Annotated in this window: 18 protein-coding genes; 8 read left to right on the forward strand and 10 right to left on the reverse strand. The window is 45.1% G+C overall.

The features are described from left to right. Positions 1-106: 106 nt before the first annotated feature. Entirely contained in the window at positions 107-628 is a 522-nt protein-coding gene (locus RIB93_RS05890; RefSeq protein ID WP_446371191.1) for a phosphoribosyltransferase, read from the reverse strand. Between the two features lie 298 nt (positions 629-926). Here RIB93_RS05890 and RIB93_RS05895 point away from each other — a divergent pair, with 298 nt between their 5' ends. From RIB93_RS05895 to RIB93_RS05910, 4 genes are all read left to right on the forward strand, one after another. Next, positions 927-1,889: a CBASS cGAMP-activated phospholipase gene (locus RIB93_RS05895; protein ID WP_446371193.1), complete on the forward strand. Its 963-nt coding sequence runs from the start codon at positions 927-929 to the stop codon at positions 1,887-1,889. 286 nt (positions 1,890-2,175) lie between these two features. After that, positions 2,176-3,027 (forward strand): 16S rRNA (adenine(1518)-N(6)/adenine(1519)-N(6))-dimethyltransferase RsmA, encoded by an 852-nt coding sequence (gene rsmA, locus RIB93_RS05900; protein ID WP_446371195.1) that lies wholly within the window; start codon positions 2,176-2,178, stop codon positions 3,025-3,027. A gap of 124 nt (positions 3,028-3,151) precedes the next feature. Then, on the forward strand, positions 3,152-4,117 hold the full coding sequence (ispE, locus tag RIB93_RS05905; protein ID WP_446371197.1) for a 4-(cytidine 5'-diphospho)-2-C-methyl-D-erythritol kinase: 966 nt from the start codon (positions 3,152-3,154) through the stop codon (positions 4,115-4,117). A 132-nt stretch (positions 4,118-4,249) separates the two neighbouring features. Then, a complete protein-coding gene (locus RIB93_RS05910) occupies positions 4,250-5,650 on the forward strand; it encodes a protein kinase domain-containing protein (RefSeq protein ID WP_446371199.1) in 1,401 nt (466 codons plus the stop codon). Positions 5,651-6,171: 521 nt separating this feature from the next. Here RIB93_RS05910 and RIB93_RS05915 read toward each other — a convergent pair. Both RIB93_RS05915 and RIB93_RS05920 read right to left on the reverse strand, forming a co-directional pair. Then, positions 6,172-7,560, reverse strand: coding sequence for a GTP-binding protein (locus tag RIB93_RS05915; protein ID WP_446371201.1), 1,389 nt, complete (start codon positions 7,558-7,560; stop codon positions 6,172-6,174). A 911-nt stretch (positions 7,561-8,471) separates the two neighbouring features. Then, complete coding sequence (locus tag RIB93_RS05920; protein ID WP_446371203.1) at positions 8,472-10,214, reverse strand: mechanosensitive ion channel; 1,743 nt, start codon at positions 10,212-10,214, stop codon at positions 8,472-8,474. A 511-nt stretch (positions 10,215-10,725) separates the two neighbouring features. Between RIB93_RS05920 and RIB93_RS05925 the strand changes: the two genes are divergently transcribed. The 3 genes from RIB93_RS05925 (at position 10,726) to RIB93_RS05935 (ending at position 14,302) form a co-directional block, all read left to right on the forward strand. Then, positions 10,726-11,184: an SRPBCC family protein gene (locus RIB93_RS05925; RefSeq protein WP_006105513.1), complete on the forward strand. Its 459-nt coding sequence runs from the start codon at positions 10,726-10,728 to the stop codon at positions 11,182-11,184. 70 nt (positions 11,185-11,254) lie between these two features. Further along, positions 11,255-13,039 (forward strand): SLC13 family permease, encoded by a 1,785-nt coding sequence (locus RIB93_RS05930; protein WP_446371205.1) that lies wholly within the window; start codon positions 11,255-11,257, stop codon positions 13,037-13,039. Between the two features lie 210 nt (positions 13,040-13,249). Then, positions 13,250-14,302, forward strand: coding sequence for a D-alanine--D-alanine ligase family protein (locus RIB93_RS05935; protein WP_446371207.1), 1,053 nt, complete (start codon positions 13,250-13,252; stop codon positions 14,300-14,302). A gap of 310 nt (positions 14,303-14,612) precedes the next feature. On the opposite strand, the gene RIB93_RS05940 is transcribed toward RIB93_RS05935, so the two are convergent. From RIB93_RS05940 to RIB93_RS05960, 5 genes are all read right to left on the reverse strand, one after another. After that, positions 14,613-14,918, reverse strand: a complete 306-nt coding sequence (locus tag RIB93_RS05940; protein WP_446371209.1) for a helix-turn-helix domain-containing protein — start codon at positions 14,916-14,918, stop codon at positions 14,613-14,615. Next, positions 14,918-15,505, reverse strand: coding sequence for a hypothetical protein (locus RIB93_RS05945; protein ID WP_446371211.1), 588 nt, complete (start codon positions 15,503-15,505; stop codon positions 14,918-14,920). Before RIB93_RS05945 ends, RIB93_RS05940 begins: the two co-directional genes overlap by 1 nt. Positions 15,506-15,590: 85 nt before the next feature. Next, entirely contained in the window at positions 15,591-15,935 is a 345-nt protein-coding gene (locus RIB93_RS05950) for a hypothetical protein (protein ID WP_446371213.1), read from the reverse strand. A gap of 179 nt (positions 15,936-16,114) precedes the next feature. Then, complete coding sequence (locus RIB93_RS05955; protein WP_446371215.1) at positions 16,115-16,600, reverse strand: helix-turn-helix domain-containing protein; 486 nt, start codon at positions 16,598-16,600, stop codon at positions 16,115-16,117. Positions 16,601-16,867: 267 nt separating this feature from the next. Further along, on the reverse strand, positions 16,868-17,497 hold the full coding sequence (locus tag RIB93_RS05960; protein ID WP_446371217.1) for a hypothetical protein: 630 nt from the start codon (positions 17,495-17,497) through the stop codon (positions 16,868-16,870). Between the two features lie 93 nt (positions 17,498-17,590). Between RIB93_RS05960 and RIB93_RS05965 the strand changes: the two genes are divergently transcribed. Continuing rightward, on the forward strand, positions 17,591-18,748 hold the full coding sequence (locus RIB93_RS05965; protein WP_446371219.1) for a helix-turn-helix domain-containing protein: 1,158 nt from the start codon (positions 17,591-17,593) through the stop codon (positions 18,746-18,748). Positions 18,749-18,861: 113 nt separating this feature from the next. Here the strand turns inward: RIB93_RS05965 and RIB93_RS05970 are convergent, their stop codons facing one another. Both RIB93_RS05970 and RIB93_RS05975 read right to left on the reverse strand, forming a co-directional pair. Further along, positions 18,862-21,921 (reverse strand): reverse transcriptase domain-containing protein, encoded by a 3,060-nt coding sequence (locus RIB93_RS05970; RefSeq protein WP_446371221.1) that lies wholly within the window; start codon positions 21,919-21,921, stop codon positions 18,862-18,864. Next, positions 21,914-24,367 carry a 3'-5' exonuclease gene (locus RIB93_RS05975; RefSeq protein ID WP_446371223.1) on the reverse strand — a complete coding sequence of 818 codons (2,454 nt, stop codon included), beginning with the start codon at positions 24,365-24,367 and terminating at the stop codon, positions 21,914-21,916. The genes RIB93_RS05970 and RIB93_RS05975 overlap by 8 nt, the downstream gene beginning before the upstream one ends. Positions 24,368-24,378: the final 11 nt, after the last annotated feature.

Consider the following 24,378-nt stretch of genomic DNA (forward strand, 5'->3'; position numbering starts at 1 on the left):
TAGTGATGAGTCCTAATTAACTCACCATACTCAAAGTTGCCTTCTACAAACGTCTTTCTTTAGACATAAGGTTTAAAAATCTGTGCAACCTGATAAGTACAAATACTTAGGCTTCCTTGACCAAATAGCTTGCGGCTAACTCAGTCGGACTTATCTGTTCGTAAGGTTCAAAGGGTTGATGAATCCAGGGATTGTCGGGTAAATAGTCCACGTAATAATCAGGGGTGATCAGGGAGTGAGCTTTGTACCACAGAACCGCCGTGCGAATCTCCTCCAGTTCATTCCCATATCGTTCCTCTAGCCAATTCATCGATTCCCGTAGGCTAACGCCAGAATCCACTAAATCATCTACCAGCAGCACGCGACTCCCCAAGGTTTCCGTTGTCATCGTCAGATGGTGGGAAAAGGTGATGTCACCTCGAACACGGTTTTGGCAACCCCCATAAGACGATGCGGAAAGAATCGCTAAGGGTTTACCATAAATTCGGCAGAGGATATCCCCCACCCGCAGTCCTCCTTTAGCAATGCAGACAATTTGGTTAAACTCCCAGTTGGCTTGATAAATCTTGACGGCTAGGCGTTCAATTTTTTTATGGTATTCTGACCAAGTAACATAGAGGTCTGACATAATTATCGTCCAGTAAAGGGTTAATCGGGATACAAGGGTTCCCTTAAATCCTATATAGGGAACCGCGAACAGGAAACGGGAAACAGTAGGAAACTGGTTCGAGTCTTTTTTGTGTCATTCGCAACTAGCCTGGGATTTCATGCCTGATTTGAAAATGCTATATAAGTTATAAATGTGACGCAAAAAAATCCCCTATTCCAATTTTTGTCCTCTTTCTCTATTTATTGATTACCTAAACGCTTTTCTGGAAACTGTAATATAAGTTACACTTAAACGAGAGTTGGGGAGACATTTAAAAGTGACCTATCGAATTTTAAGCCTAGATGGTGGAGGCATTCGCGGCATTATATCAGCCGTTATCTTAGCAGAAGTTGAGCGAGTTCTCAACCAACCTTTGAGCCAATATTTCGATTTGATTGCCGGAACGTCTACGGGTTCAATCCTCGCCTCAGCTATCGCAACTGGACGCAAAAGCCAGGAGATTATCCGGCTCTATCAAGACAAAGGAGCAAGAATTTTTCCTTATCAAGGTCGTTTTTCCCCCCGGCGGTTGGGATTAGTGTTTCAATACGGTCTTTCCGCACCGCTCTACCCAGACGATGGCTTAATTCAAGTGTTACAAGAAGAGTTTGGCTCAACCCGGTTATCGGATATTGAGGATTCGCTGCAACTGATGATTATTGCCTACGATACCCTGGGGCGAAAACCGATTGTATTCAAAAGTTGGCGTCAAGACCAAGATTTTTTCACGATTCCTTTATGGGAAGCCTGCGTCTGTTCCTCCTCTGCACCCACCTATTTCCCAGCTCACCTTTTACAAACACCACGGCGACAATATTCGGTCATTGATGGTGGCGTTGGTGCCAACAATCCGGCGGCGGCGGCTCTGGCAGAAGCCCTACGATTAAATTATTCAATTCAAGACATTTCTGTACTCTCAATTGGTACTGGAAGTTCTGAGCGTCCATTTCCCTGGAATGAGACACGCGGTTGGGGATTGGCACAATGGGGATGGAAAGGACGCCTGATTGATGTATTATTTGATGCCTCTTCTGATATTCACGATTACATTACTCGGCAGATCCTGAGTTCTCAGGACTTAGATAATCCTGACTTTCAGCGCTACCTCCGTCTCCAACCTGATATTATGAATTTTGAGATCGACAATGCCAGTCCGGAAAATATTGCTAATCTAACTATGTTTGCCCGAGATTACATCGCAGAGAACCAACAGAGGCTGAAAGATTTTTTAACCTTGTAGGGGAGGGTTTAGGGATTCAATCTAGGTAAGCAAGAGGAGGCGATTGAAATCGCTGCTACACTTGCCTTGCGTCCGCCTGCGCGGACTGGGTGATAACGGAGGTAGCGTTCCCCGGATTTGGTATCATTCGTCATACTCGCTTTCATCGAGAAGCAAGCTACGTCATTTGTCAGGGTTTGAGGCTTGTTTACAAAACAAGCGTGGGCATGCTGTTTTATTTTGTCCGACTACTTAGTTACCAAAAACTGAACAACAAAACCCGCCCTTATTCATAATCAATAAGCTAATGACACCCAAAGCCCATAAACAATTCGCTCAACATTGGCTGCGTAGTGAAAAAGCCTTAAATCAAATCGTGAAAGCAGCCAACTTGCAGCCACGCGATCGCCTGCTGGAGATTGGTCCGGGAACGGGTGTGTTGACGCGGCGACTCTTAGGGGAGGTAGAGTCATTGGTAGCGGTTGAGATTGACCGGGATTTGTGCCAACGTTTGGTCAAAATTTTAGGTGAAAACGAGAATTTTTTACTCTTACAAGGTGACATTCTCTCCCTGAACTTAGCCGAACATCTCGCCGCTTTTCCTCATTTCCAGTCTCCGAATAAAGTCGTTGCTAATATTCCCTACAACATTACTGGACCGATTTTGCAAACGCTGCTGGGAACCATCGCCCAACCTGTTATTCCTGCCTTTGAGTTAATTGTACTCTTGGTGCAAAAAGAAGTGGCACAACGATTATGTGCCAAACCAGGTTCTAAGGCATTTGGTGCATTATCGGTGCGGGTACAATATCTGGCAGACTGTGACTGGATCTGTGATGTCCCCGCCAAAGCTTTTTCCCCACCGCCGAAAGTTGACTCCGCCGTTGTCCGCTTGCGTCCCCGAATTGTAGAGCCCTCAGCCGATAACCCCCAACAGCTAGAAACCTTAGTCAAGCTGGGTTTTGCCAGTAAGCGGAAAATGTTACGAAATAACCTCAAATCCCTGTGCGATCGCGATAAAATTAACCAATTACTCGAACAGATAGACAGTCATCCCCAAGCCCGTGCTGAAGACTTAAGCGTTAGCCAATGGGTTGCTCTGGCTAATCGCTTAAACGAGACAGCAGGGGAAGCTGGGGAAGCTGGGGGAGCAATGTAGAGACGTGCCATGGCACGTCTGGAAGCAGGGAATTGACTGATGGATTATGTCCACAAAGCTGCACGAGTAACCTATTCGATGTAATTTATAATTCATAATTCATAATTTATAACTCATCATTCCCATGCGTTCCTATTCCCTAATCGCCCCTGCCAAAATTAATCTGTATCTAGAAATACTAGGCGATCGCGCCGATGGGTATCATGAACTGGCGATGATCCTGCAAAGCATTGAACTCGCTGATCAAGTGAGTGTCCGGGCTATTGGGACTCAAACCATTCAAGTTCACTGTGATCATCCGCAAGTTCCCCTGGATAAAACGAATCTGGCTTACCGGGCGGTGGATTTGATGAGTCAACAGTTTCCCGATTGCTGGGCGCAGTTTGGCGGTGTGGAAGTCACAATTAAAAAGAATATTCCCGTCGCGGCTGGATTAGCGGGAGGGTCAACCAATGCCGCCGCCGTTTTGGTAGGATTGAATATGCTTTGGCAACTGGGACTCACGCAGCCAGAATTACAAGAGTTAGCGGCGAAACTGGGTTCAGATGTACCATTTTGTCTAGCTGGGGGAACCGCGATCGCAACCGGGCGAGGTGAAGAACTTGATCCCTTACCCAATCTGGATTCGTTCTATCTGGTGTTAGCCAAACATCAAAATTTAGCCGTTTCTACAGCTTGGGCATATCAAACCTATCGGTCTCAGTTTAGCAATACGTATGGACGTTCTGAGGGAGTCGATAAATCGATAATAACTGAAACGATAAATCTCCCCACTCGTGTGCATTCGGGTTCAATGGTTCAAGCAATTTCAAATAAAAATTTCGCCAAAATTGGTCAACTGCTGTACAACGATTTGGAGCAAGTTGTACTCCCTAACTATCCCCAAGTCCTGCAACTGCGACAAGCCTTTGAAAATTGCGGTGCATTAGGCACAATGATGTCCGGTTCGGGTCCTACCGTATTCGCTCTTTGTCAGTCTCAGGAACAGGCTCAAGCGCTTCTACAAGATGTCCAGTCAGAAATTCATGATCCAAATTTAGGTTTTTGGGTGACAAAGTTTGCCAGTCATGGAATTCAAATTGTCTCCTAATAATGATTTCGAGAGAACAGGGAACAGGGAACAGGAAATGGGCAAGCTGAGGGAGATATAGAAACGTAGTAGGAGATGTAGAGACGTAGCATGCTACGTCTCTACAGTTAGGGCGAATTTTGCTTATAACTTATGACTTATTGTATTAAACCGGGATGTCTTACGCCGGAAAATCTCGATTCCGCTCACTTTTGTCAAACCTGTGGGGAACGGCTACGCCTCAAAGAACGCTACCGCCCTCTACGCCCCCTCGGTAGCGGTGGATTCGGCAGAACATTTTTGGCAGTTGACGAAGATATTCCCAGTCAACCCCATTGTGTTATTAAACAACTTTATCTAGAAAATTTTGATCCAGACACCTTCCCAAAAGCCAAAGAACTGTTTCAACAAGAAGCCATCCGTTTAAATGAATTAGGCAAGCATCCGCAAATTCCCACCCTTCTGGCACATTTTGAAGAAAATCAACAGTTCTATTTAATTCAAGACTTTATACCGGGGCTAACCCTGAGCGAGGAGTTAAACCAGCAGGGACATTACAACGAAGAGCAAATTTGGGAATTATTGCGTGAACTATTACCCTTGATTCGCTATATTCATTCCCATCGTGTACTCCATCGAGATATTAAACCCGCCAATATTATCCGCCGCCAAGATGACAGGAAGTTAGTGTTAATTGACTTTGGCGTGGCTAAATTGCTGACGGATACCGCCTTGCTGCAAACGGGTACAATTATTGGTAGCCCAGAATATATGGCTCCCGAACAACTCAAAGGTAAAGCATTTTGGGCAAGTGATCTGTATAGTGTGGGAGTAACCTGTCTGTATTTGTTGACTCAGGTTTCCCCCTTTGACCTGTATGATACCTTCAACGAAACTTGGGTGTGGCGGGATTTCTTACCTCCGGGAACTCAAATTAGCGATCGCCTTCTGAAAATCCTGGATCAATTAACTCATTCTCGTCTCAAACAACGTTATCAATCGGCTGATCAGGTGATTACGGATTTGACCCCTGCTACCTCTCCTCCCGTCGGCACTCATTTTATCAACCTTCGGCAACCCAAAACCCGCAAAACTAAACAGAATAATCTCACCTCAGAAGTAGGAATTGATTATCGGCAATTAAAGCAACTTTTGGCTACCCATAAATGGCAAAAAGCCGATGAAGAAACTTGGATCATATTAGGTCAAGCCTGTGGTAAATTCCCCGGTTATTATCTAAAGTTGGATGATATCCAAGAATTACCTTGTGAAGACTTGCATACCCTGGATCAGCTATGGGTAAAATACAGTAAAAACCATTTTGGCTTGACAGTACAACGTCGCATCTATCAAGAGGTTGAAGCTGACTATCCCAGGTTGTGCGATCGCGTGGGTTGGTCAATTCATAATCCTCGCGTTCCAGATAAAGCTTATCGCTTTACTATTAAAGCTCCCCTCGGACATCTACCATCTCGTCGTTGGGTGGGAGGCTATTACGACTGGTGGCGTCATGCTGAAGTTATGGCGGATAAGTTGGAACAATGTGGTTTGTAGTAGAGGGTTTAGCCCTGGATTTTGTTGGGTTTCCTAGGGAGTTGGTCAAGTAGAAACCTGAGTCGGGGCGGGTTTAGTCACATCTGGGTGCAACCAAAAAGATGATCATAAAACCCGCCCCTACAAAATCAACACTCACGTTGCTCAACATACTGTAAAAGTTAGACAATTGCTTTTATTTTTACCCTAGAAGTAGAGGAAGCACCGCCTAATCAAATAAACTGCCATCTACTCTTTAATTAGGGAATCAATTTCCTTAACAACCTCTTTGGTTTCAGCCGTTAACCTCTTAGACATAGGATGGTGGTTATTGATCTCTCCCAGCAAGTTTTTGACTCGCTTAAGCCCCTAAGACGAAGGGCGGGTTTTGTTGAGACGTTAGCTGTAGATTCCGAAAGTGAACGGCTAAACCCGCCCCTACTCGATCACGTCTGTTTCAACAATTATATAAAAACGACGTAGCTTGCTTCTCGCTCTCGCGAGTTCTCCACCGTTAGCTTTTATTGTGTCCACCTACTTACTTAGGACAGGTGTTGACCCAATTCCTGTCGCAGGCGATAGAGAATCATATCCGGTTCAACTTGATTGAGAATATCTTGAATCACTGTACTCGCCCCTAAAGGTCCCCAAGTGCAGCCTTGTTCCAGATACACTTGCGCCGCATGACCAACCGTATACGCCCCATACCCGGCAATCCCCGCTTGAGTTACAGCGGTTCCAGCATAGGCTGTTACTCCGCCAATACTGGCAACGGCTGAGGCACTTTTACCCACTCCCAACAGCGCACTACTTCCCAGTTCACCCAACAGTAAACCACCGGAACTAATTAATATTTTGCGCCATAATTTTCCCGCTTCATAACTTGTCATCGGTAAACCGTAGAGTCGCGATAAGGAACGAATCAGTGCCAAGTCTGCTACAGTTCCCCCTAAGATATCTAAGATACCAATCGGATTCAGCGCCACTGCCAAGGCTTTATACTTCGCAAAACGCCAGATTAAATCTTCGGCTTCCGCCTTACGCTGTGCTACAGTTTTCTGGGCAATGCTAACTTGGGCAATTCGGGATTGAAATAGGGCATTAAGTGCCAAGAGCGATCGCCCTTCGCGATTGAGTATCCTTAAAATGGCTTGCTGCAACTCATCCACCTGCGGCGGTAGGGTTTCCCATTCATAACTGACGCTTCCATCAGGCAATTCCACCCGCACTTGTATAGGAGACGGTTCTGCGGCGACTAGAACAATCTCTTGGGGTGATAACATCTTTTGTAATCGGCGATCGCGGGGAGTCCCTGTACCCAGTTCTTGCAGTTGTCGATAAATTGCCTCTCTATCTTGTTCCGGATACAAATCAATTTTGTTAAATACCAGAATCAGCGGCTTTTGGGCTTGTCGCAGTTCCGACAACGCCTGATACTCCGTGCGGGTAATATCCCCAGCCACGACAAATAAAATTAAATCCGCCTCAGACGCCACCTGTCGCGCCATCTGCGCCCTGGCTTCTCCCTGAACTTCATCTAATCCCGGCGTATCAATGAACTCAACCTGCACTTTCCCCTCACCACCAGAAGTCCAACGTACCGACTTGGGCCACTGGGTTACCCCATGTAGGGGACCCGTTTGCAAGATTTTCTGACCCAGCAACGCATTGACAACAGCCGATTTCCCGCGACTGACTAAACCAAAGGTGGCAATACGAATCACGCCTTGGTCAAGTTTGTCTAAGCCAAACTGCAATACCTCCAGTTCATTCTGGAGGGCGGCTTGCAGTTCCACATCGGGAAGGGGGCGGCGATGATGCAGGTTGTTGTACCAGAATAAAGTGTGCCGCAAACTGGCACGAGCGCGGTGAATATAGTAATCTTGGCGATTGTGGGTGGGTTTAGGGGAAGAGGATTGTGATTGACTCAAGGTTAGATGGGAAAGGATGGGCTACAGTTCTATTTTTGTATAATCTGCGTTGGATGTTTCGGCTACGACTCAGGATTCTGTAGTCTGGAAAAATTTCTGAGTTTTTTTATTGTATCGTTGTTATTACTGTAGGTTGGGTTGAGCGAAGTCGAAACCCAACGATTTAGCAAGTGAGACTTTAAATTGGGAATGGGTAGCGAGCAAGATGCAAAGCCTGCGGCATGGCTTCGCTTAACGCACTACAAGGATTTTGCCATTCTTGACATTAAGGTTTAAATACCGAACAGCTTAAAAAGGGGGGAACCAGAAATTAATCAAAGTCCCCCTTCAAAAGGGGGAGACCAGATGTTGCTTCGCTTTTTGTTCCATGGGGGAGACCAAAGGATGCTTCGCTTTTGGTTCCATGGGGGATTTAGGGGGATCTAAACTTTGAGCGCTAGTTATACAAAGTCTTAAGTTGACACGGATGACTGACGTGCGCCCGATTAAACCGTAAAGTCTATTCCATTTTTTGGCTGTGCCATGCCAGTAGCATCGGCGTAAAAGCTGTGATAAAATTTACAAAATAATTAAAACTCAGAATATTCAAAAAAAGTAATGCAGACTACGTTCCCTCCCCTTTAAACTGAAGTTCCCCCAGTCAAAAAATCTTGCACTGCCTCACCGTGAGGCTTTGCAAGATTTTTGAGGAGCTTGAGCGTTAAAACCATTACGGTATAAGGCTTTAGCCTTGTTTTGGGATACAATCTGTTGATGTTGGGATCATTAGCTTAAATTGCCGAAATGCTTAGTATATCTATATTTGGGCATATTGTGACCCCTTTTTTTTATCTTTTTGTGAAAAATCCGGGAGAATCCCCTGCACGTTTTGGCAGGGGATCGAATTCAACGCTGTTCGATTCTCTTTCCCGTTATTGGGGTCCGGGGGGTCTGTCTTCTTTGAATGAAGATAACCACTCTCGAACTTGACCTGCTGCAACATCGCGAGATCCAAGTCCAAACGCCAGCGCGATCGCGACAGCAATTGCACCTAAGAGTAAGCCAAAGGCTAAGTTTACGATATCGCCAGCAATACCCATTTGTTGCAGCGCCATCGCAGCGGAAAAGGAAATAATCGCAATCCGAGCCGCTTGTGCCAAGATTTGGGATTGGCGCGATCGCGAACTGGTAATCAAGTTAAAGGCAAGATTCGCAAAGTACAAGCCAACCGCAAATACAATTAACCCTGCCAAAATCTGACCCGCGATCACAATAATCCCGTTGACAATCAGGGTTAAGGCTTCAAACTGCAAGACATCCACTGCAGCAACCGTGGCAAACAAGAGGATGGCGATGAATGCAATAATACCCACCAGTTCTGACGGTGTACGAATGGATGGAGTTGATTCCGGTTGAACCCGCGTTTGTGATCCAGTCTCTGGAGTGGGTATGCCTAAATCGGGCTGTTCGGCAGGGGGGGGAGTCGGAGCAGGACGACTGGGACGGGGTTCCGGTACACCGATCCAGCGATAAACATTGTTAAAGCCAATGCTGGCGAGAATATTGGTAACTAAATCCTTGACAAACTGACCGATTACGTAAGCAATCAACAGAATCAACGCTGCCGTAAAGATTTTGGGTAGAGCGTCAAGAATCTGATTTAACATCGCGATCGCAGGCTCTGAGATCGCATCAATCTGTAAGGCATTAAGCGCGGCGATGCCGACGGGGATCAAAATTAAGACATAAACCGTCGTGCCAATAATCCAGGACAGTGATTTCCCTCCGGGCGCACTTTGCAGTCCAAATCGCGCTCCTAGTTGATCCGTTCCGGCGGCTGACAACAGATTGGTAACGATGCGCCGTACAACCTGAGCCACTAGCCAACCCGATGCTGCAATCACAAGGGCTGCCAAGATATCTGGCAAGATTGCCAAAATTTCATTCAGCAACTCTTGCACCGGGCGCAGAGTGCCTTCCAAGCCCAAGGTGCTGAGAATGGAGGGCAGAAATAACAGAAAAATGAACCAGTACAGAGCGTTCCCCATGGTTTCACTCAGGGAAAACTGGTTGGTTTGACGTTGAGTCTCACCTGCTCCAGAACGGGGTGTCTCACTGACTTGTTCACCCAAGCGCTCATCCAAACCTAATGTCCGTAATCCTCGGGTTGTGATCAGCTTAACCAAGCTTGCCAACAACCAAGCCACCCCCAACAGAATTGCCCCTGCGAAAATCTTGGGCAAAAAGCCCAGGATTTGGTCGAGAAAATTATTCAGCGGTTGAGAGACGACCTCAAGATTCAACGTCTGCAGAACCGCTACCACCGTAAAGATGATGATAATCCAGAAAACGGCACCGGCTACCCATTTCTCGATCGGCGGCGCTTCTGCGCCTTCTTGACCGCCAGCAAACCACTCGGCAATTTGATTGTCGATACGGGTGCGGTTGAGCAGTCCGTTGGTCATTGACTTAGCAATCGAGGCAACGATCCAACCGACCAACAGGATGGCACCTGCGGCAATTATATTCGGCGCGAAGCTGGTGACATTTTGCCAAATTCCCTGAAAACCAGCTTGAGCGTTTTGGATGGGTGCTGGTGTGTCTTGGGCTAAGAGGGGATGCACCCAAGGGGGCACACCTCCAATTGGGATAATTCCTTGCCAAGGTTGGTTCATAGTCTTCCTTCTCTAATAGTCTTTAACAGTAAACGCTCTCACAAACAATCTGTGACTTTCAGGCTACAACTCATCGAGTATTTATAGTCCTCTCAATCCATCGATATCTTTGTCTCCATGTTTTTGGGCTAATTCAAGATTTTTCGCCTCCGAGTGTCATTGCTATCGGTGTCCCATTGATTACGGCGTCACCTCTATCTTTATGGGGAATTTGGTGACAAAAATCAAGCTTATGTTAGTTTTTTACCTCAAATCAGCTTTTTTTGGCGTTCATCAGGGTATAGCATCTCTCTTTGTCAAATAGGTGAGGCAAGTGAAGCCGATCGGAAAACCAGATGCTCTCATCCCTGATCTGGCGTTGCCAAGAGTTTCCTGATCTCCGATTTGCCTCGTCTTCTTCCCTTTCTGCACAATAGAGGAGATTCGATCCGGATTGAGTCAGATACAGCGAGCTGGCGCTGTAGTAATACAAGTCAGATTACCAGCTATTGAGACGCTATTATCGCTTTAAATGTCCAATTCTCAAGTTTTTGAACAATCTATCCCCATAAAAGCTAGTGCCACTACTGTTGAGCGCTGTATAACGGATCTGACGCTGATGCACCGCTGGCTCAATCCAGCCCTGCGTTGCTATCCGGTGGGGGAGTGGAGTACAGATATTGGCAGTCGCAGTCGCTTTGTGATTCAAATCCCGCTAGTCCAGCCTACCCTCAACAGCGTCGTTGTGGAACGCGAACCCGGTTTAGTCGTTTGGCAATTCCAAGGATTTTTCCGAGGGCGCGATCGCTGGGAATGTCAACCCACGATTCGAGGTACGAGGCTGCTGAATCGTTTTGAGTTTGAAATTCCCAATCCTCTCGTCAGTTGGGGCTTTAATACCTTTGCCACAAGCTTGACACAGCAGGATATGAAAGCCCAGCTACGCCGCCTGAAACGAGTCGCTGAACAGATGTATCAAGGGACGGATTAATAATTTTAGCAAGTATATTAGATTCAGGGCTAACCCGAACGCCATTTGCCACTAATGCATCTCACCCACTATGACAATTCTGCTTACCCTCGGTGTTATCGTACTGACTCTGATTTTATTTATCAGTGAATGGTTGCCCGTTGATATTACCGCACTCACCATCATGGTGCTGCTGATTATGCTGGGATTAGTCACCCCAGAGGAAGGCATATCTGGGTTTAGTAGTTCCGCCACGATTACCGTGATGGCAATGTTTATCCTCAGTGCAGGAATTGCCCGCACGGGTGCGATTCAAATCGTCAGCGAACTCCTAGTGAAGTGGGGAGGTAAAACATCCTCGCAGCAGATTTTAGCATTGGGGGTAATTGCAGGTCCGATTAGTGGTGTGATTAATAATACGGCTGTTCTAGCTGTCTTTCTGCCGATTGTGGAAGATTTATGTCGCCAACAACGGATTTCTCCCTCCAAGCTTCTCATCCCCTTGTCTTATGCCAGTATTTTAGGGGGAATGATTACCGTAATTGGCACATCTACCAATATTTTGGCGAGTGGTTTGTCAGACAAACTGGGGTACGGTACATTCAGTTTATTTCAGTTCACCAAATTAGGACTAATTACCTTCACGATTGGCTTAACCTATCTTGTATTAATTGCCCCCCGACTCTTACCCAATAAAAAAGCGGCGGGTAGTGATACTCAAGAGTATGGACTTCAAGACTATGTGAGTGAAATTGTGATTCCACCAGGTTCCAGCTTGGTTGGACAAACGTTACGTTCGACTCAAATTCAGCGTAAATTTGATATGGACGTACTGGAAATCATCCGTAACGAGACTCGTTTCGCCCAACCTCTGGCTGATAAAATATTGCAGCCTGGAGATATTTTAATTGTCCGGGGTAAACGGGAATGTTTACTGAATATTAAAGCGGAACGGGGGATCGATATTTTGCCTGATGTCCAATTTGGCAAGAAACCCATCGAAGAAGACTTAACATCTGGGGAAGATACGATCGCTGAAGTCTTAATCTTGTCAAACTCTGATCTAGCCGGCTCTACCCTTAAAGACTTTCGATTTCGGCAACGCTATAACCTGACAGTATTAGCCATTCGTCGTGGACAAGAATTTGTTCGGGAACGGTTGGGTAAAGTTCCCTTACGGTTTGGGGATTTGCTCTTGGTACAAGGACCAAAGCAAAGTTTTGTCGGATTACAAAACAGTCGTGATTTGTTAGTCTTTGAGCAACGAGACATGGAGTCGTTACGGCGAGAAAAAGCTGGAATTGCTGTAGCAATTGGTGTGGGTGTTGTTCTAGTTGCGGCGTTTAACCTATTACCAATTTTGGTTAGTGCCTTGGCGGGAGTGGTTTTAATGGTCGTCACGGGCTGTCTGAAACCCGGGGAAGTGTATAGTGCGGTTCGCTGGGATATTATCTTTCTTTTGGCTGGATTAATTCCGTTGGGAATTGCCATGGAAAATTCGGGAACGACTAAATGGTTAGCTGATAATTTAGTTTCCCTAGGCAGTAGTTTTTCGCCCTACTGGATGCTGACGTTTTTCTTTCTGATTACGGCGTTATTGACTGAGGTGTTATCCAATAACGCTTCGGTGGTTTTACTCTTACCCATTTCAGTGCAAGTGGCTCAGACGTTGGATCTCAATCCCTTTGCCTTTATGTTTGCTGTCACCTTCGCCGCGTCGAATAGTTTTATGACACCGATTGGGTATCAAACCAATACGATGGTCTACAGTGCAGGAGGTTATCGGTTTTTGGACTTTTTCCGCGTGGGCGCTCCCCTCAGTCTGTTGATGATGTTTGTCATTCCGCCGTTGATTATTCTTATTTATGGGTTATGACGATTTGTCCTTTGTCATTCGTCATTCGTCCTTTGTCCGCAGGAGGGTGGGCAAGCCCAACGAATGATAATAGTAAGTGTCTCTAAGTTTATAAGTGTTGCCCACCCTACTTAAATTCGTTGTATTGAGACGGCTGCTAGATCTGAGTATTACGAAACTCGCCATGACCAAGTAGGATAAGTTTTTGACCCATCAACAATCAACGAAAACATGACAAAAGTACGAATCGGACTGCTATTTGGAGGACGCTCAGGAGAACACGAGGTTTCGATTTGTTCAGCACAAGCGATCGCGAAAGCGTTGAGTATGCCGCCGAATACGGATAAGTACGAGGTTTTACCCTTTTATATTCAAAAAGATGGCATCTGGCAATCCCCAGATATCGCCCAACAGGTTTTGGCATCGGGAACGCCTCTAGAAGCCAATGGAGAGGGAAACCTCTGGCAATTTCCACCTCAGGTGGCTGACGTGGAGGTTTGGTTTCCCATCTTGCACGGACCCAATGGCGAAGATGGCACGATTCAAGGCTTGTTAACGTTAATGCAGGTTCCTTGTGTGGGTTCGGGTGTCTTAGGTTCAGCCATGGCAATGGATAAAATTGCTATGAAACAGGTATTTGATCAAGTGGGACTCGCCCAAGTGAAGTATATGGGATTGAGTCGCGCCCAAGTGTGGTCAAATCCCTGCGTTTTCCCGAAACTGTGTGATCAGATTGAGGAAACGTTGGGATATCCCAGTTTTGTGAAGCCCGCTAATTTGGGATCATCGGTGGGTATTGCCAAAGTGCGATCGCGAACGGAATTGGAAACAGCGTTAGATAGTGCAGCTAGTTATGATCGCCGGATTATTGTAGAAGCGGGAGTCGTGGCGCGGGAAGTCGAATGTGCGGTTTTAGGGAATGATAATCCGAAAGCATCTGTGGTGGGTGAAATTAGTTATACCAGTGATTTCTACGACTATGAAACCAAGTATACCGAAGGTCGTGCCACGTTATCGATTCCCGCACCCTTACCTGATGGTGTGACTCGTCAGATTCAGGAAATGGCACTCCAAGCATTTGCGGCGGTAGATGCGGCTGGTTTGTCACGGGTAGATTTCTTTTATGTAGAGGCGACAGGAGAGGTTTTGATTAATGAAGTCAATACCTTACCGGGTTTCACCGCCACCAGTATGTATCCTCAACTCTGGGAAGCTAGTGGTGTGCCGTTTCCTCAATTAGTTGATCAGTTGATTGAATTAGCCCAAGAACGGCAAAGTTTTTAAGTAGGTGGACATTAAAGTGAACGGTTGAGAACTCGCTTTCGCGAGAAGCAAGCTACGTCATTTGTCATTTGTCATTTGTCATTTGTCATTTGGAAACTGTAGGGGCGACCCGCTTGCTCTAATTTTCAACACCAGTCCATTCAATTGGGTCGGGTCGCCCTTTACTTAAGTCCTTGAGTCAGAATGTGTTTCTCAAGAGGAATGGCAATGAAGCAAGCATTTTTGGAGCACCAAAATCCTTGATATGCCGTAGCCGTAGGGTGGGCATTGCCCACCAACCTCAAGTCGGTGACATTCTGCTTAAGATTTTCTATGGATTAGACTCAGGAGGGCAAAGCCAGTCTAACAATTCACCCGGAATATCTTCATAGCGTTCTAACACAAAGTCCATCAAGGCAAGATGGCGCAAATCTCTGGGTTGAGGACGGCGATAGTTGCGACCTCTTCTGAACCAGTTTTCGACAGTAGACATGGAACGATCGCAGATAAAGGCGATGGTTTCATGATTCACCTGCCATTTGGCGTAAAACTGTTGCGGCGTCATTCCCAGTTGACAGTAACCGTAGAGGTCAATTAAGGCTTGTTCGCGTTCGGTGATTGGACGGGGACTTCTCATCAGGCGTCCTCCAAGGGTTGACCCTGAGCGAAGCCGAAGGGTTCGAGATCGTCTTCCCAAGCGGTATCAGCTACCGTCCACCGAGAACTGGGGGAACGTTGGTCTAGCCAAATCAGATAGCACCATGTCCAAGCACAATGATGGGGCGCAAAGCTGTAAAATCTGCCGATCGCAATCCCCCAGTCTGCTGATTTAAGATTATCTTGGCGATCGCTTGTCCATTTCAGTTTGTCTCCGTCTCCAAAACGAGGGGGTTTGACCTGGGGAAAGTTGGCGGGTAGGTGAATGGATGGGAAAAGAAATCGCCGGAAACTGAGGCTGTGCAGTAAATCAGTGCTACCGTGACGTAGGGCATTGAGATAAGGTGCGATCGCGTTTCCGTTTAGGTTAGCGGTTAAGTCTCGGATCAGGATAGCGGCGAGGCTTTCAAGTTCCGATGGGGTAAGCTGCATCCCAGCAGGATCAAAGTCAGGCTCAGAGTAGGTTTCCAGGCGAGTGAATAGAGATGCGATCGCAAAATCCTCTAACGCTTGTTGATAGCCTTGCTGGTAGGTGAGTTCACCAGGGGGACAGTTTGGTTTTAACATAGTAAAAGTCTCCGTTTACGGGGTAGTCACAAGTCGGCAGAAAGCGTCGGAAACTTGGTGCTGGCTTGTGACACATTTGGATTTGTTAGCGGTTGGATAAATAGACATATCGCTGCTGGTGGATTATGTAGAGTCGGGATAATGCCTCTGCTGTATAGCGTTGGGCTTCAATGCAGATTGATTGCCAGAGGCGATCGAGGGCATTTAGATTGGGACAATAGCGTATGAGCGTGCGACAAGCGGCAATCCACTGTTCAATTTGGCGGTAGCTGACGAAGTAACCCCCGATTCCTTTGATATGTACCCAAAGGACGTTATGCCATTTTTCCCAGTTGAGGATGCGCTCTTGGGGGATGTTCAGGTGTTTGGCGATTTGCCTAAGGGTGATGACAAAGGTTTTGGGGTTGATGCGATGGCGTATGGGTTGCATGGTAGATTATTGCTCGTGAATGGCTTGGCGGTTGAAACCACAGCTATCTGCGGAAAGACAAGGGCTTTGAATTTGCCATGGTGGTTATTCATACTCGACTGTCACCAGATAGCTTTGTTTGAATATCTGGTAATTTATACGAATGCGTATTCTGTTGTCAATAGTCTAAAAAAGAAACTTTAGCTTTCTTCTTCCCCGTCGAACTCTGCTTGTTGAGCAAACATGGTCAGATATTTTGACATAGCACGACTCGGCGCATGGATACCCTTTTCCCACTCGCTAACTGTCGCCTGTCTCACACCAAGCCTTTGGGCAAACTCTGCCTGGGTTAAACCCATCTGGCGGCGAAGTGTCTTGATTAACTCACTATTCCATAGTTCTGTGTCACCGACGGGCTGAACTTTAAGTTTTGCTGTAGGTTGGCGGAATGTCACCCGTTGTTGCTCAAAATCCACATCTTCAACCCGATATCCGGCTTCCATCCAAGCAGAAGCTTGCAGTGCGCCTTTGCTGCGATTGCTCCACCATGCCCGTTTTTTCCGTGCTGAGTCGGGTAAGGTGTCATTCATGAGTTTCTCGATTTCTGCAAAGGTGAGAATGACTTCATCTTGATTGCTCTGTTGCAGAAATTCCAGGAGTGGCTGGTACTTGCTATCTGGCTTCATGCGGCAAAACCTCTACGCCCATCAACGTCTGTGGGTTGAGATGTTGGCGGGATTTCTTTTTTGGTGCAGTGAGAAAGAGGCATGAAGCTGTGCTAAGGGACTCTTGACCATCTCTAGGATGCCAGAAAATTGAGGCGTGCGATCGCTCTATCCTGCCAAATTGTCATTAGTAATCGAATCCAGCCTGATCAGCGACTAACAGAAGAGGTGAATGTAGGGGCGCAAGGCTTGCGCCCTCACCCCCTGCATCTATCCTGATCAGAAACGCTATAATCGCTGTCGCAGTTGTTCTATAAAGCTCCGTTTCAAACCAAATTGCGCGTTAGCCATACCTTCAATTAGGGTATTGAGTTCATCTTGCGGTGGCTGCTTCGTTTGCACCCAAGCCTCAAGAATATCTGGCAAAGTCAGATGGGGAATTTTCAACTCTTTGGCTACTTCACAAGCTTTATCATCCGACGAAAGGAATACTGCTTGCACTTGGTAACGCTGGGCTAGCACCAAACAAGCTACCTCACCTTTACCTAACTGTGGATAGTTTATCTGAAGCATCTCTCGCTTGTAGAGTTCTTCCACCGTCAAAATTTCAACCACAAGGCTTCCTCGATCAAAATGATGATTAAGCTGCTCTGCATTTTTGAGCCAAGTTTGGAAACGCCGAGATTCTGTTGGCGGGAGTTGTTGTATCTGACGCTGAGCGTATCGCAGTCCCCTCCCTAGTTCACTTAACTCCTCATCGTTGACTTTTAGAGGAAGATTATCCTCATCGCGGTTATAAACTTCAGTGGGAAACCGCGCACAGGAGACATTGATAGCGTCCAGCAGAATTTCTATTCCTTGGGGGTGGGCAAAACTCATCACCCGCAGGACTACGGTATCTATAATAATTTGTGTCATGCTAATTAATCGTTAATAAAAATAAATATAAAATATTATATTAACATTATGTTAATATAAAAATCAGCATCAGCCTATTTCAGGCTAATTCAGATGAATATGAATTACGAAATTCTCGGTCAGCGCCTGCGGCTAGCGCGTGAGCGATCTCGAATAAGTCAAACTGAAGCCGCTCAAGTTATAGATGTTACGGCGGCGGCTCTAAACCAGTATGAGAGCGGGAAGCGTCGGGTGGATGCTCTTACCTTGGAGCGTCTATCTCGGCTTTACGGAGTACCCCTGCGATCGCTGTTTGGCGAAGAAACCGTTCAATCCGACTGGGAAGAAGCATTACGGCTTAATTCTGAAACTATTTCTGCTTCCAGTAAGGCAGGAATTGCCCGTTTGATTGAAAAAATTTATGCCCTAGAGGAACTCTATACTCAGACTAATACTCCTTTTTCTGGCGTTTCTCACCCCCCTTTTGCCCCTCTTGCCAATCGTCTCTTACCTGAAACCGAGATGGCAGTGTTGGCGGCTCAAAAGGCTCGATATCACTACAACTTGGGAATGGCTCCTCTAATTAATTTGCGAAGCTTCTTAGAGGCGCAAGGATTAATGATATTTACCATTCCCTTTGGCAAGGAACAAAATTCTATCTCTGGGCTATTTTTGTCTCATCCCAAACTAGGAAATATTATTGCCATTAATCAAGCCCAGACTGATTCTCATCTCTCTTTTAGCTTGGCTCATGGATTAGCTCATTGTCTCTATCAACATGACCAACCCGCTATTCTTTGTTACCATGGAGTTACTAATCCGTTGGAATGTTTTGCTGGAAAATTTGCTGCCTACTTCCTGATTCCTTCAGCAGCATTGCAGGAACGTTTACATCGTCTGGGCGTAAAACGGGTGAGGCATCCGGCGGAAGTTGTGCATTTAGCCCACTATTTCGGCGTTAGCTATGAAGAAATGTTAATTCGATTGGATTGGGAACATCAACTCGCAGATTCTCAGGAAGACTTTAAGCAGATTCAGCCCGCACATTTATCTCGAAACTTGGGTTATAGTTCTTTCGTTGAGGAGAGTAGAGAGGGGTTTCTTCCTGTGGAAAAATGTTTACCTAGAATCTTCCTAGAACTTGCCTATCGTGCTGTTGTAGCGGACAAGTTATCCCTGCGGCGGGTAGCGGAAATGCTGGGTATTAGCGATATTGAATTGGAGGATCGGCTGTTTACAAGTGAGCAAACACTTGAAGAAATTGCCAGTTAATCAAGGGGTGTGTATAGAGTGCGATCGCTCTGTGCTGCAAAAATACCAAAGGGCTTGAGATGAAAAGTTTGGCTAGAGAAGTTAAGAGGAAGAGAATGAGTGCTGATAACTTTTTATGGTGATCCTTGCTCACTGTCTGTTGGACTTTGACCACTGTAATAATTTGCTCGAATAATTTTAGGCTCGGGCAAATCGAATATCTCAGATGGGCTACCTTGAAGCGCAAGATCTCTAGCACCAACAAGCATGGGATCATTTGGGTTTACAAAGAATTCTTGTACAGCACTTGGCTCAAACTGCCCCAATATCAAAAGATAGTTCTTCTCCAACCTGCTTGGCGGTGAAGGCTTAGAGCGAAGAGCATTTTTAACAGCTTCAATATGACGATTTTGTTTAAAGTCGTTGTACTTATGTCCCAAATATAACCAAGTTTCAGTTGCCATCAGTTTTTCAGCTACGCTAACTGAGTTATCTGAGCTTGTGGAAAATTCTACAATTAGCTCCCATTCTTGAGCATCAATGTTCGGCAGGAATCGCATCGCTCTAATTGTGATTGCTTTAAGGTACTCAACTGGTTGATTAAGGTTTTGATAATGGGTCAGTAAATTTTTGATTTCCGATATATAGCCCTGACGTGCTAAATTCTCTAGGACATTTGAAGGATCGCGAATTATCCAAAAAGCTTTATATAAAATTTCCAATAAGGCTATAATTATGTCCTCAAGCCCTAGCACAGACAATCTAGTTAGAGCAAAGCGGATATATCTTTCCAGCTTGCGTGACTCACCGGCATTATTGTTATCCAAATTTTGAAGCTCTTGCCAACTGTCATGAAAAAGAGCTACTAAATCCTTACGTAATTCATTTCTGTTTTGATTCCAAGTAGAGTTAGCTTTAATAAAGCAGTTAGACCATATATAAACTGTATCCAGTGAATTAATGTTGGTCAGCCTTGTAAATTTTAGTTCTTCACCTTGCCCAAAAACTTTCTTTTGATTTGCAAAATCTCTTTCTCTACGCTTGTTATTAAATAGATATCCGTATATTTTTCTACTCAGTTCTGTCTCACTTTTATAAATTTTTATAGCTCTTAGACAATTATGATAACATTCAATATTGTGCCACCAGCGCTCATTGTTATTAGAGGAACTAACAAAAATGGTGCGGTGTTCTGAGTTCAGCATCCAAAGTGGGTTAACAATACAGTCATAACGTTCGCTTAATTTTTCCAAACATTCATCCTCTTTAGATTGCTGCAAAAAGGCAGATACTTTGTCAATCTTCTCAGTTTTTCCTTCATTAAGTCTTAACCCTAGTTTTTGCAACTCATCTCTAAGCATACTCTCAATTTCATCCATGTCATCTGGATAGGGGATAACGAAAATCATATCATCTACATAGCGATGAAACTCAACTCCCCACTCGTTACCCGTTCCAAATCTTGCATCTACTGGAGTTAAATATATATTTGCATAAAAGCCTGATCCAATACCTCCTTGTGTTATGCCATGACCAACCTCATGTTCATCGATATCTGGAGAAAGTAATAGTCGAATTAACCAACGTATACGTTCACTCTCTGTTAGTTCTCGAGAAAGTTCATCACAAAGCTGACTTTGAACTATTTTGGTGTAAAATGATTCAATATCAACTCTCAAAATTGCCCCCTCTGGATACTTGTTGGCACTATCTTGTGCTTTTTTAATGTAAGAGCAGTAAGCTTTGAACCAATATTCATAGAGATACTCCGTGTCTCTATTCCCATATTTTCCAGAAATTCTGTAGGCATAACTACTGCCTCTGAGTTGAGAAGCTTTATCTCCTAATCTCTGAATCACTGCTACCGATAGAATTTCTTCCTCAATACGTGAGAGTGCTCTAGGGCGAGTATTCGTGATATTCTTAGGTACTCTGTAATAAATTCTGTCATCGTTTAGAGCGACATCATTAGCGTAAGCACACAGTTGCTCTCGTAAACCATCAAGTCTTGCCTCAAAATTAATCTCAAATAAACGTATTTCAGTCTCGTCACAAAATGCTTCTCGTAAGAGATTATTACGTGCCCGTGCCCAAGCTAGCTTAAGATTATCGAGACTAATAACGTCATTCCAATCCTTATCCTCTGCTAAATCAGCACTCCATATCGTCTGAAAATCAGCATAAAAATCTGAATGATAACACGGACAATTTTTTTGTTCTCTCCAATAGCTATTCAGAGGGTTTTCATAATGTACGCGATCCCAATCCGCCCTCCCTTGGTGAACATCATGTCGATTACCTATGATTTGGCTTAGAGTAGATGCCATCTCTTTGATCCTTTCATCTAAAGTCACCTCACTATGCGTACCAATTTGCACTTGCTTTTCCATATTCTTAGTTCCAATGGTTAAGATGTTTATTACGTCAATTGGAACATCTTCTACTAATTGTTTGTACGCTTGAGCTTCAGCAGTTCCCAACCCTTGATTACTTTCTGCAATAGAAATATCTATATCAATACCTAATGTTCTTAACTCGTCGTAGTTTTTCTGGCAATTCCTATAAGTTTGACTAAAAGGAGAAATAACATTAAGTTGCATGACTAATACATTTGAGAGACAAGGTAGGTGAGATAATTCACGATCTTGACGAAGATGGTTAATTATAGTGCTTGTAGCATTTGGAAATCCGTTATTTATAGTTTTAAAATTCAAGTTAATTAAATTTGATACAGATCTTCTTAAGTTTGTCATCATTTGATGATAAAGTCCGATGGCACGAATGCTTGGATCTACACCAATAAAAAGAATATTTACATCATTTGTAAGCTTTCCTTGTTCCTTTAGTTTGATAACTGCTTCCAGAAAGGCAGCAGAACCAGCGCCCGCGCCGCAACCTACATCTAAGACACAGACTTTTTGTCTATGTCTCAACCAGCTTGTAAGCTGCTCTTCTCCAATAATGGTATCTAGACTGTGTGCAGCCTTAAAGTAGTGTGCTGGAAAAAGAGCATAATACTGAAATGCTATATGTTTCCAGTCCGTTTCTTGAAGCTTTTGTTTTAAATTGCTGTAGGGTATTTGTTTGTAGCCATTGGCATCTTTAACATTGGTTTCAAGCCAATCGTGTATAGCAGTGTAAGCCTTGGCAATAAGAGGATGAAAACAGCGATAATTTTGGTTGTCGTCACTCACTGATATATTCCTTATGTATTTGGTTAATAAACTCACTCGGTAATTTGGAATAGCCCTTGAAATCCTTTGAGGAAGCTGAAATAAACAATTTTTGCTTTGCCCTAGTCATGGCGACATAAAACAACCGCCTTTCCTCCTCTAGCTTATTGTCGCGTACACTGAAAAAACTGGGAAACTCATCCTCAGTCGCACCCGCAATGAAAACTGTGTCAAATTCCAAACCTTTGGACTGATGAACAGTGATAATCGGAATCTGATTATCATCTTGAGACACTTGATCCAAGTTCTTAGCTAGGGCAGTGAATTCAAGAATGCTGCGTAAAGCCGTGTCCGGGTGCAAATCTGGGTTATCCTGTTCCTGAAAAATTCGGATAAGCTGTAACAAATTTTGCTGTCGTTTTTCGTCTGACTGGTAATATTTATAGAGTCCAGATTCAACCAACAATTTATCCAACAGTTCTGAAGGTCGCATGGTTTGGCTGGCATCGCGCCACTTGTCCATCTGTTCAGCCAATTCCTCAAACTCATCGCCGTAGCGATACACCAACGCTTGACGGTAATCCACTCTACGTTCAACCAGCGGAATGAGTCGGGCTAGCAAGTCAATCGTGGTTTTCACATCATCCATTGCCTGATGACTCGGCAAATGTTCAAGCTTTAAATGCTTGGCTAAGGTTTCCAAATTGTAGCGTTCTGCTTCAATAAACCGATTGGCTAACTCCAGCGTGTCTTCCCATCGCAGCTTAGGAACAGGTATACCAACTTTTTGGGCTTGGGCGGTTACCATCTTGATGTCAAAACCGACATTATGCCCAACCAACATAGCATTTCCCACAAACTCGAAAAACTCGCGGAAAACCTCTTTAGCTGGTCTACCCTGTTCGGCTAAAAAACGATTGCTATGTCCATGTATCCACTCCGAGTCACCAACAGGCACAGTATTGGCAATATAGGCATGAAACTGGCTCTGTGGCTGCCCCTTAACTAAACGGATAGCGGCAATTTCTACACCCTCATCTTGACTAACCGAAAATCCGGTTGTTTCTACATCAAAGACAATCACTGTAGCGGATGAATAGGCATTCAACAGTTCACTAAATGGATCACCATTAATGAAGGTTTGCCGGGATACCATATCTGTCAGTCTGAAGCCACAATCCTTACCCGCTTCAATGACATTTTTGATCGTTACCTCTCCGATTCCTCGACTTGGGCGGAGCAACATCCGACGCATCGAACCTGTGTCAAATGGGTTCAAAACTAGACGTAAGTACGCTAAAGCATCTTTCACTTCCTGTCGCATGAAAAATTGGAATCGTTCAACCGTGACGCAGGGAATTCCTATTCGTTCCACTATCTGGCTGACAACCTCTGTTCGCCTATGGTTACGAGCCAAAACCGCCACTCGACTGTAGGCAAAATCTGGGCGATTATCGGCTAATTTCTGAATTTGTTTGCCAATCCACTGCGCCTCGGCTTGTTCATCTTTGGCGACATGAACTCGAATTAGTTCTCCGATTTCACAATCTGGGGAGGGTGTAATCTGTGTTTGTCGATGATCAAAGGAGTCAGCAAACCCAGACGCCGCTTTTAACAGTGTTTTCGTGGCGCGATAGTTCCAGGTTAGAGAATACTCTGTGGGTTTAAAGTCGCGCTTAAATTGAGAAATGACTTGAGCGGGTTGAGATCCTCGCCATTCGTAAATTGTCTGATCTAAATCCCCAATCATCGCGAGATTGCCACTACCAGAGGCTAAGTGGCTGACAATGCTGTATTCCGAAAGATGAGTATCTTGCACTTCATCAACCTGAACGAAATCAAACTTGGACGCCCAACGGTGGCTAATCTCTGGTTGATGAGCGAACATTGCCCGAACATAGAAAAGGAGATCCCCAAAGTCGAGAACATGACGTTTTTGTAGGATGGCTTGGTATCGAGCCGCATCTTTAGCGCGATCGCTTCCTAATGAGGCATACACTTGTTCTAGTGCAGCACTGAGGCAGAGTTGGGCGTTACTCGCTTTAACTTTGCAGTTAGCCAGGTTAAAGAATAACTGCTGGGCATCTCGATCCTTCGATACACCAAAGACTTCCTTGATCAGTTCAATACAGTCTGCATCATCATAAATTACAAAATCTGCTGGTAGTCCAAGCAAACGAGCCTCTATCCGTAGCATAGAAGCACACAAGCCGTGAAAGGTTTTGATCGTCAAAAAGGGCAACTGCTCTGGACAATACTGAGATAGACGCTCACTCATCTGTTGAGCCGCTCGATTCGTGAACGTCAGGCAAAGAATTTTTTCAGGAGAAATACCTGTATTTATAGTATGAACCACTCGCTCGGCTAAAACGCGAGTCTTGCCCGTACCAACGGGAGCCAGTACCAAAACTGCACCTTGGGTATGCTGCGCGATCGCACTCTGTTGGGAATTAAGTCCGTTTTTCATCCTGAGCAAAA

Source organism: Coleofasciculus sp. D1-CHI-01, from assembly GCF_040218875.1.
In the GTDB taxonomy this organism is placed as follows: Bacteria; Cyanobacteriota; Cyanobacteriia; order Cyanobacteriales; family Coleofasciculaceae; genus Coleofasciculus.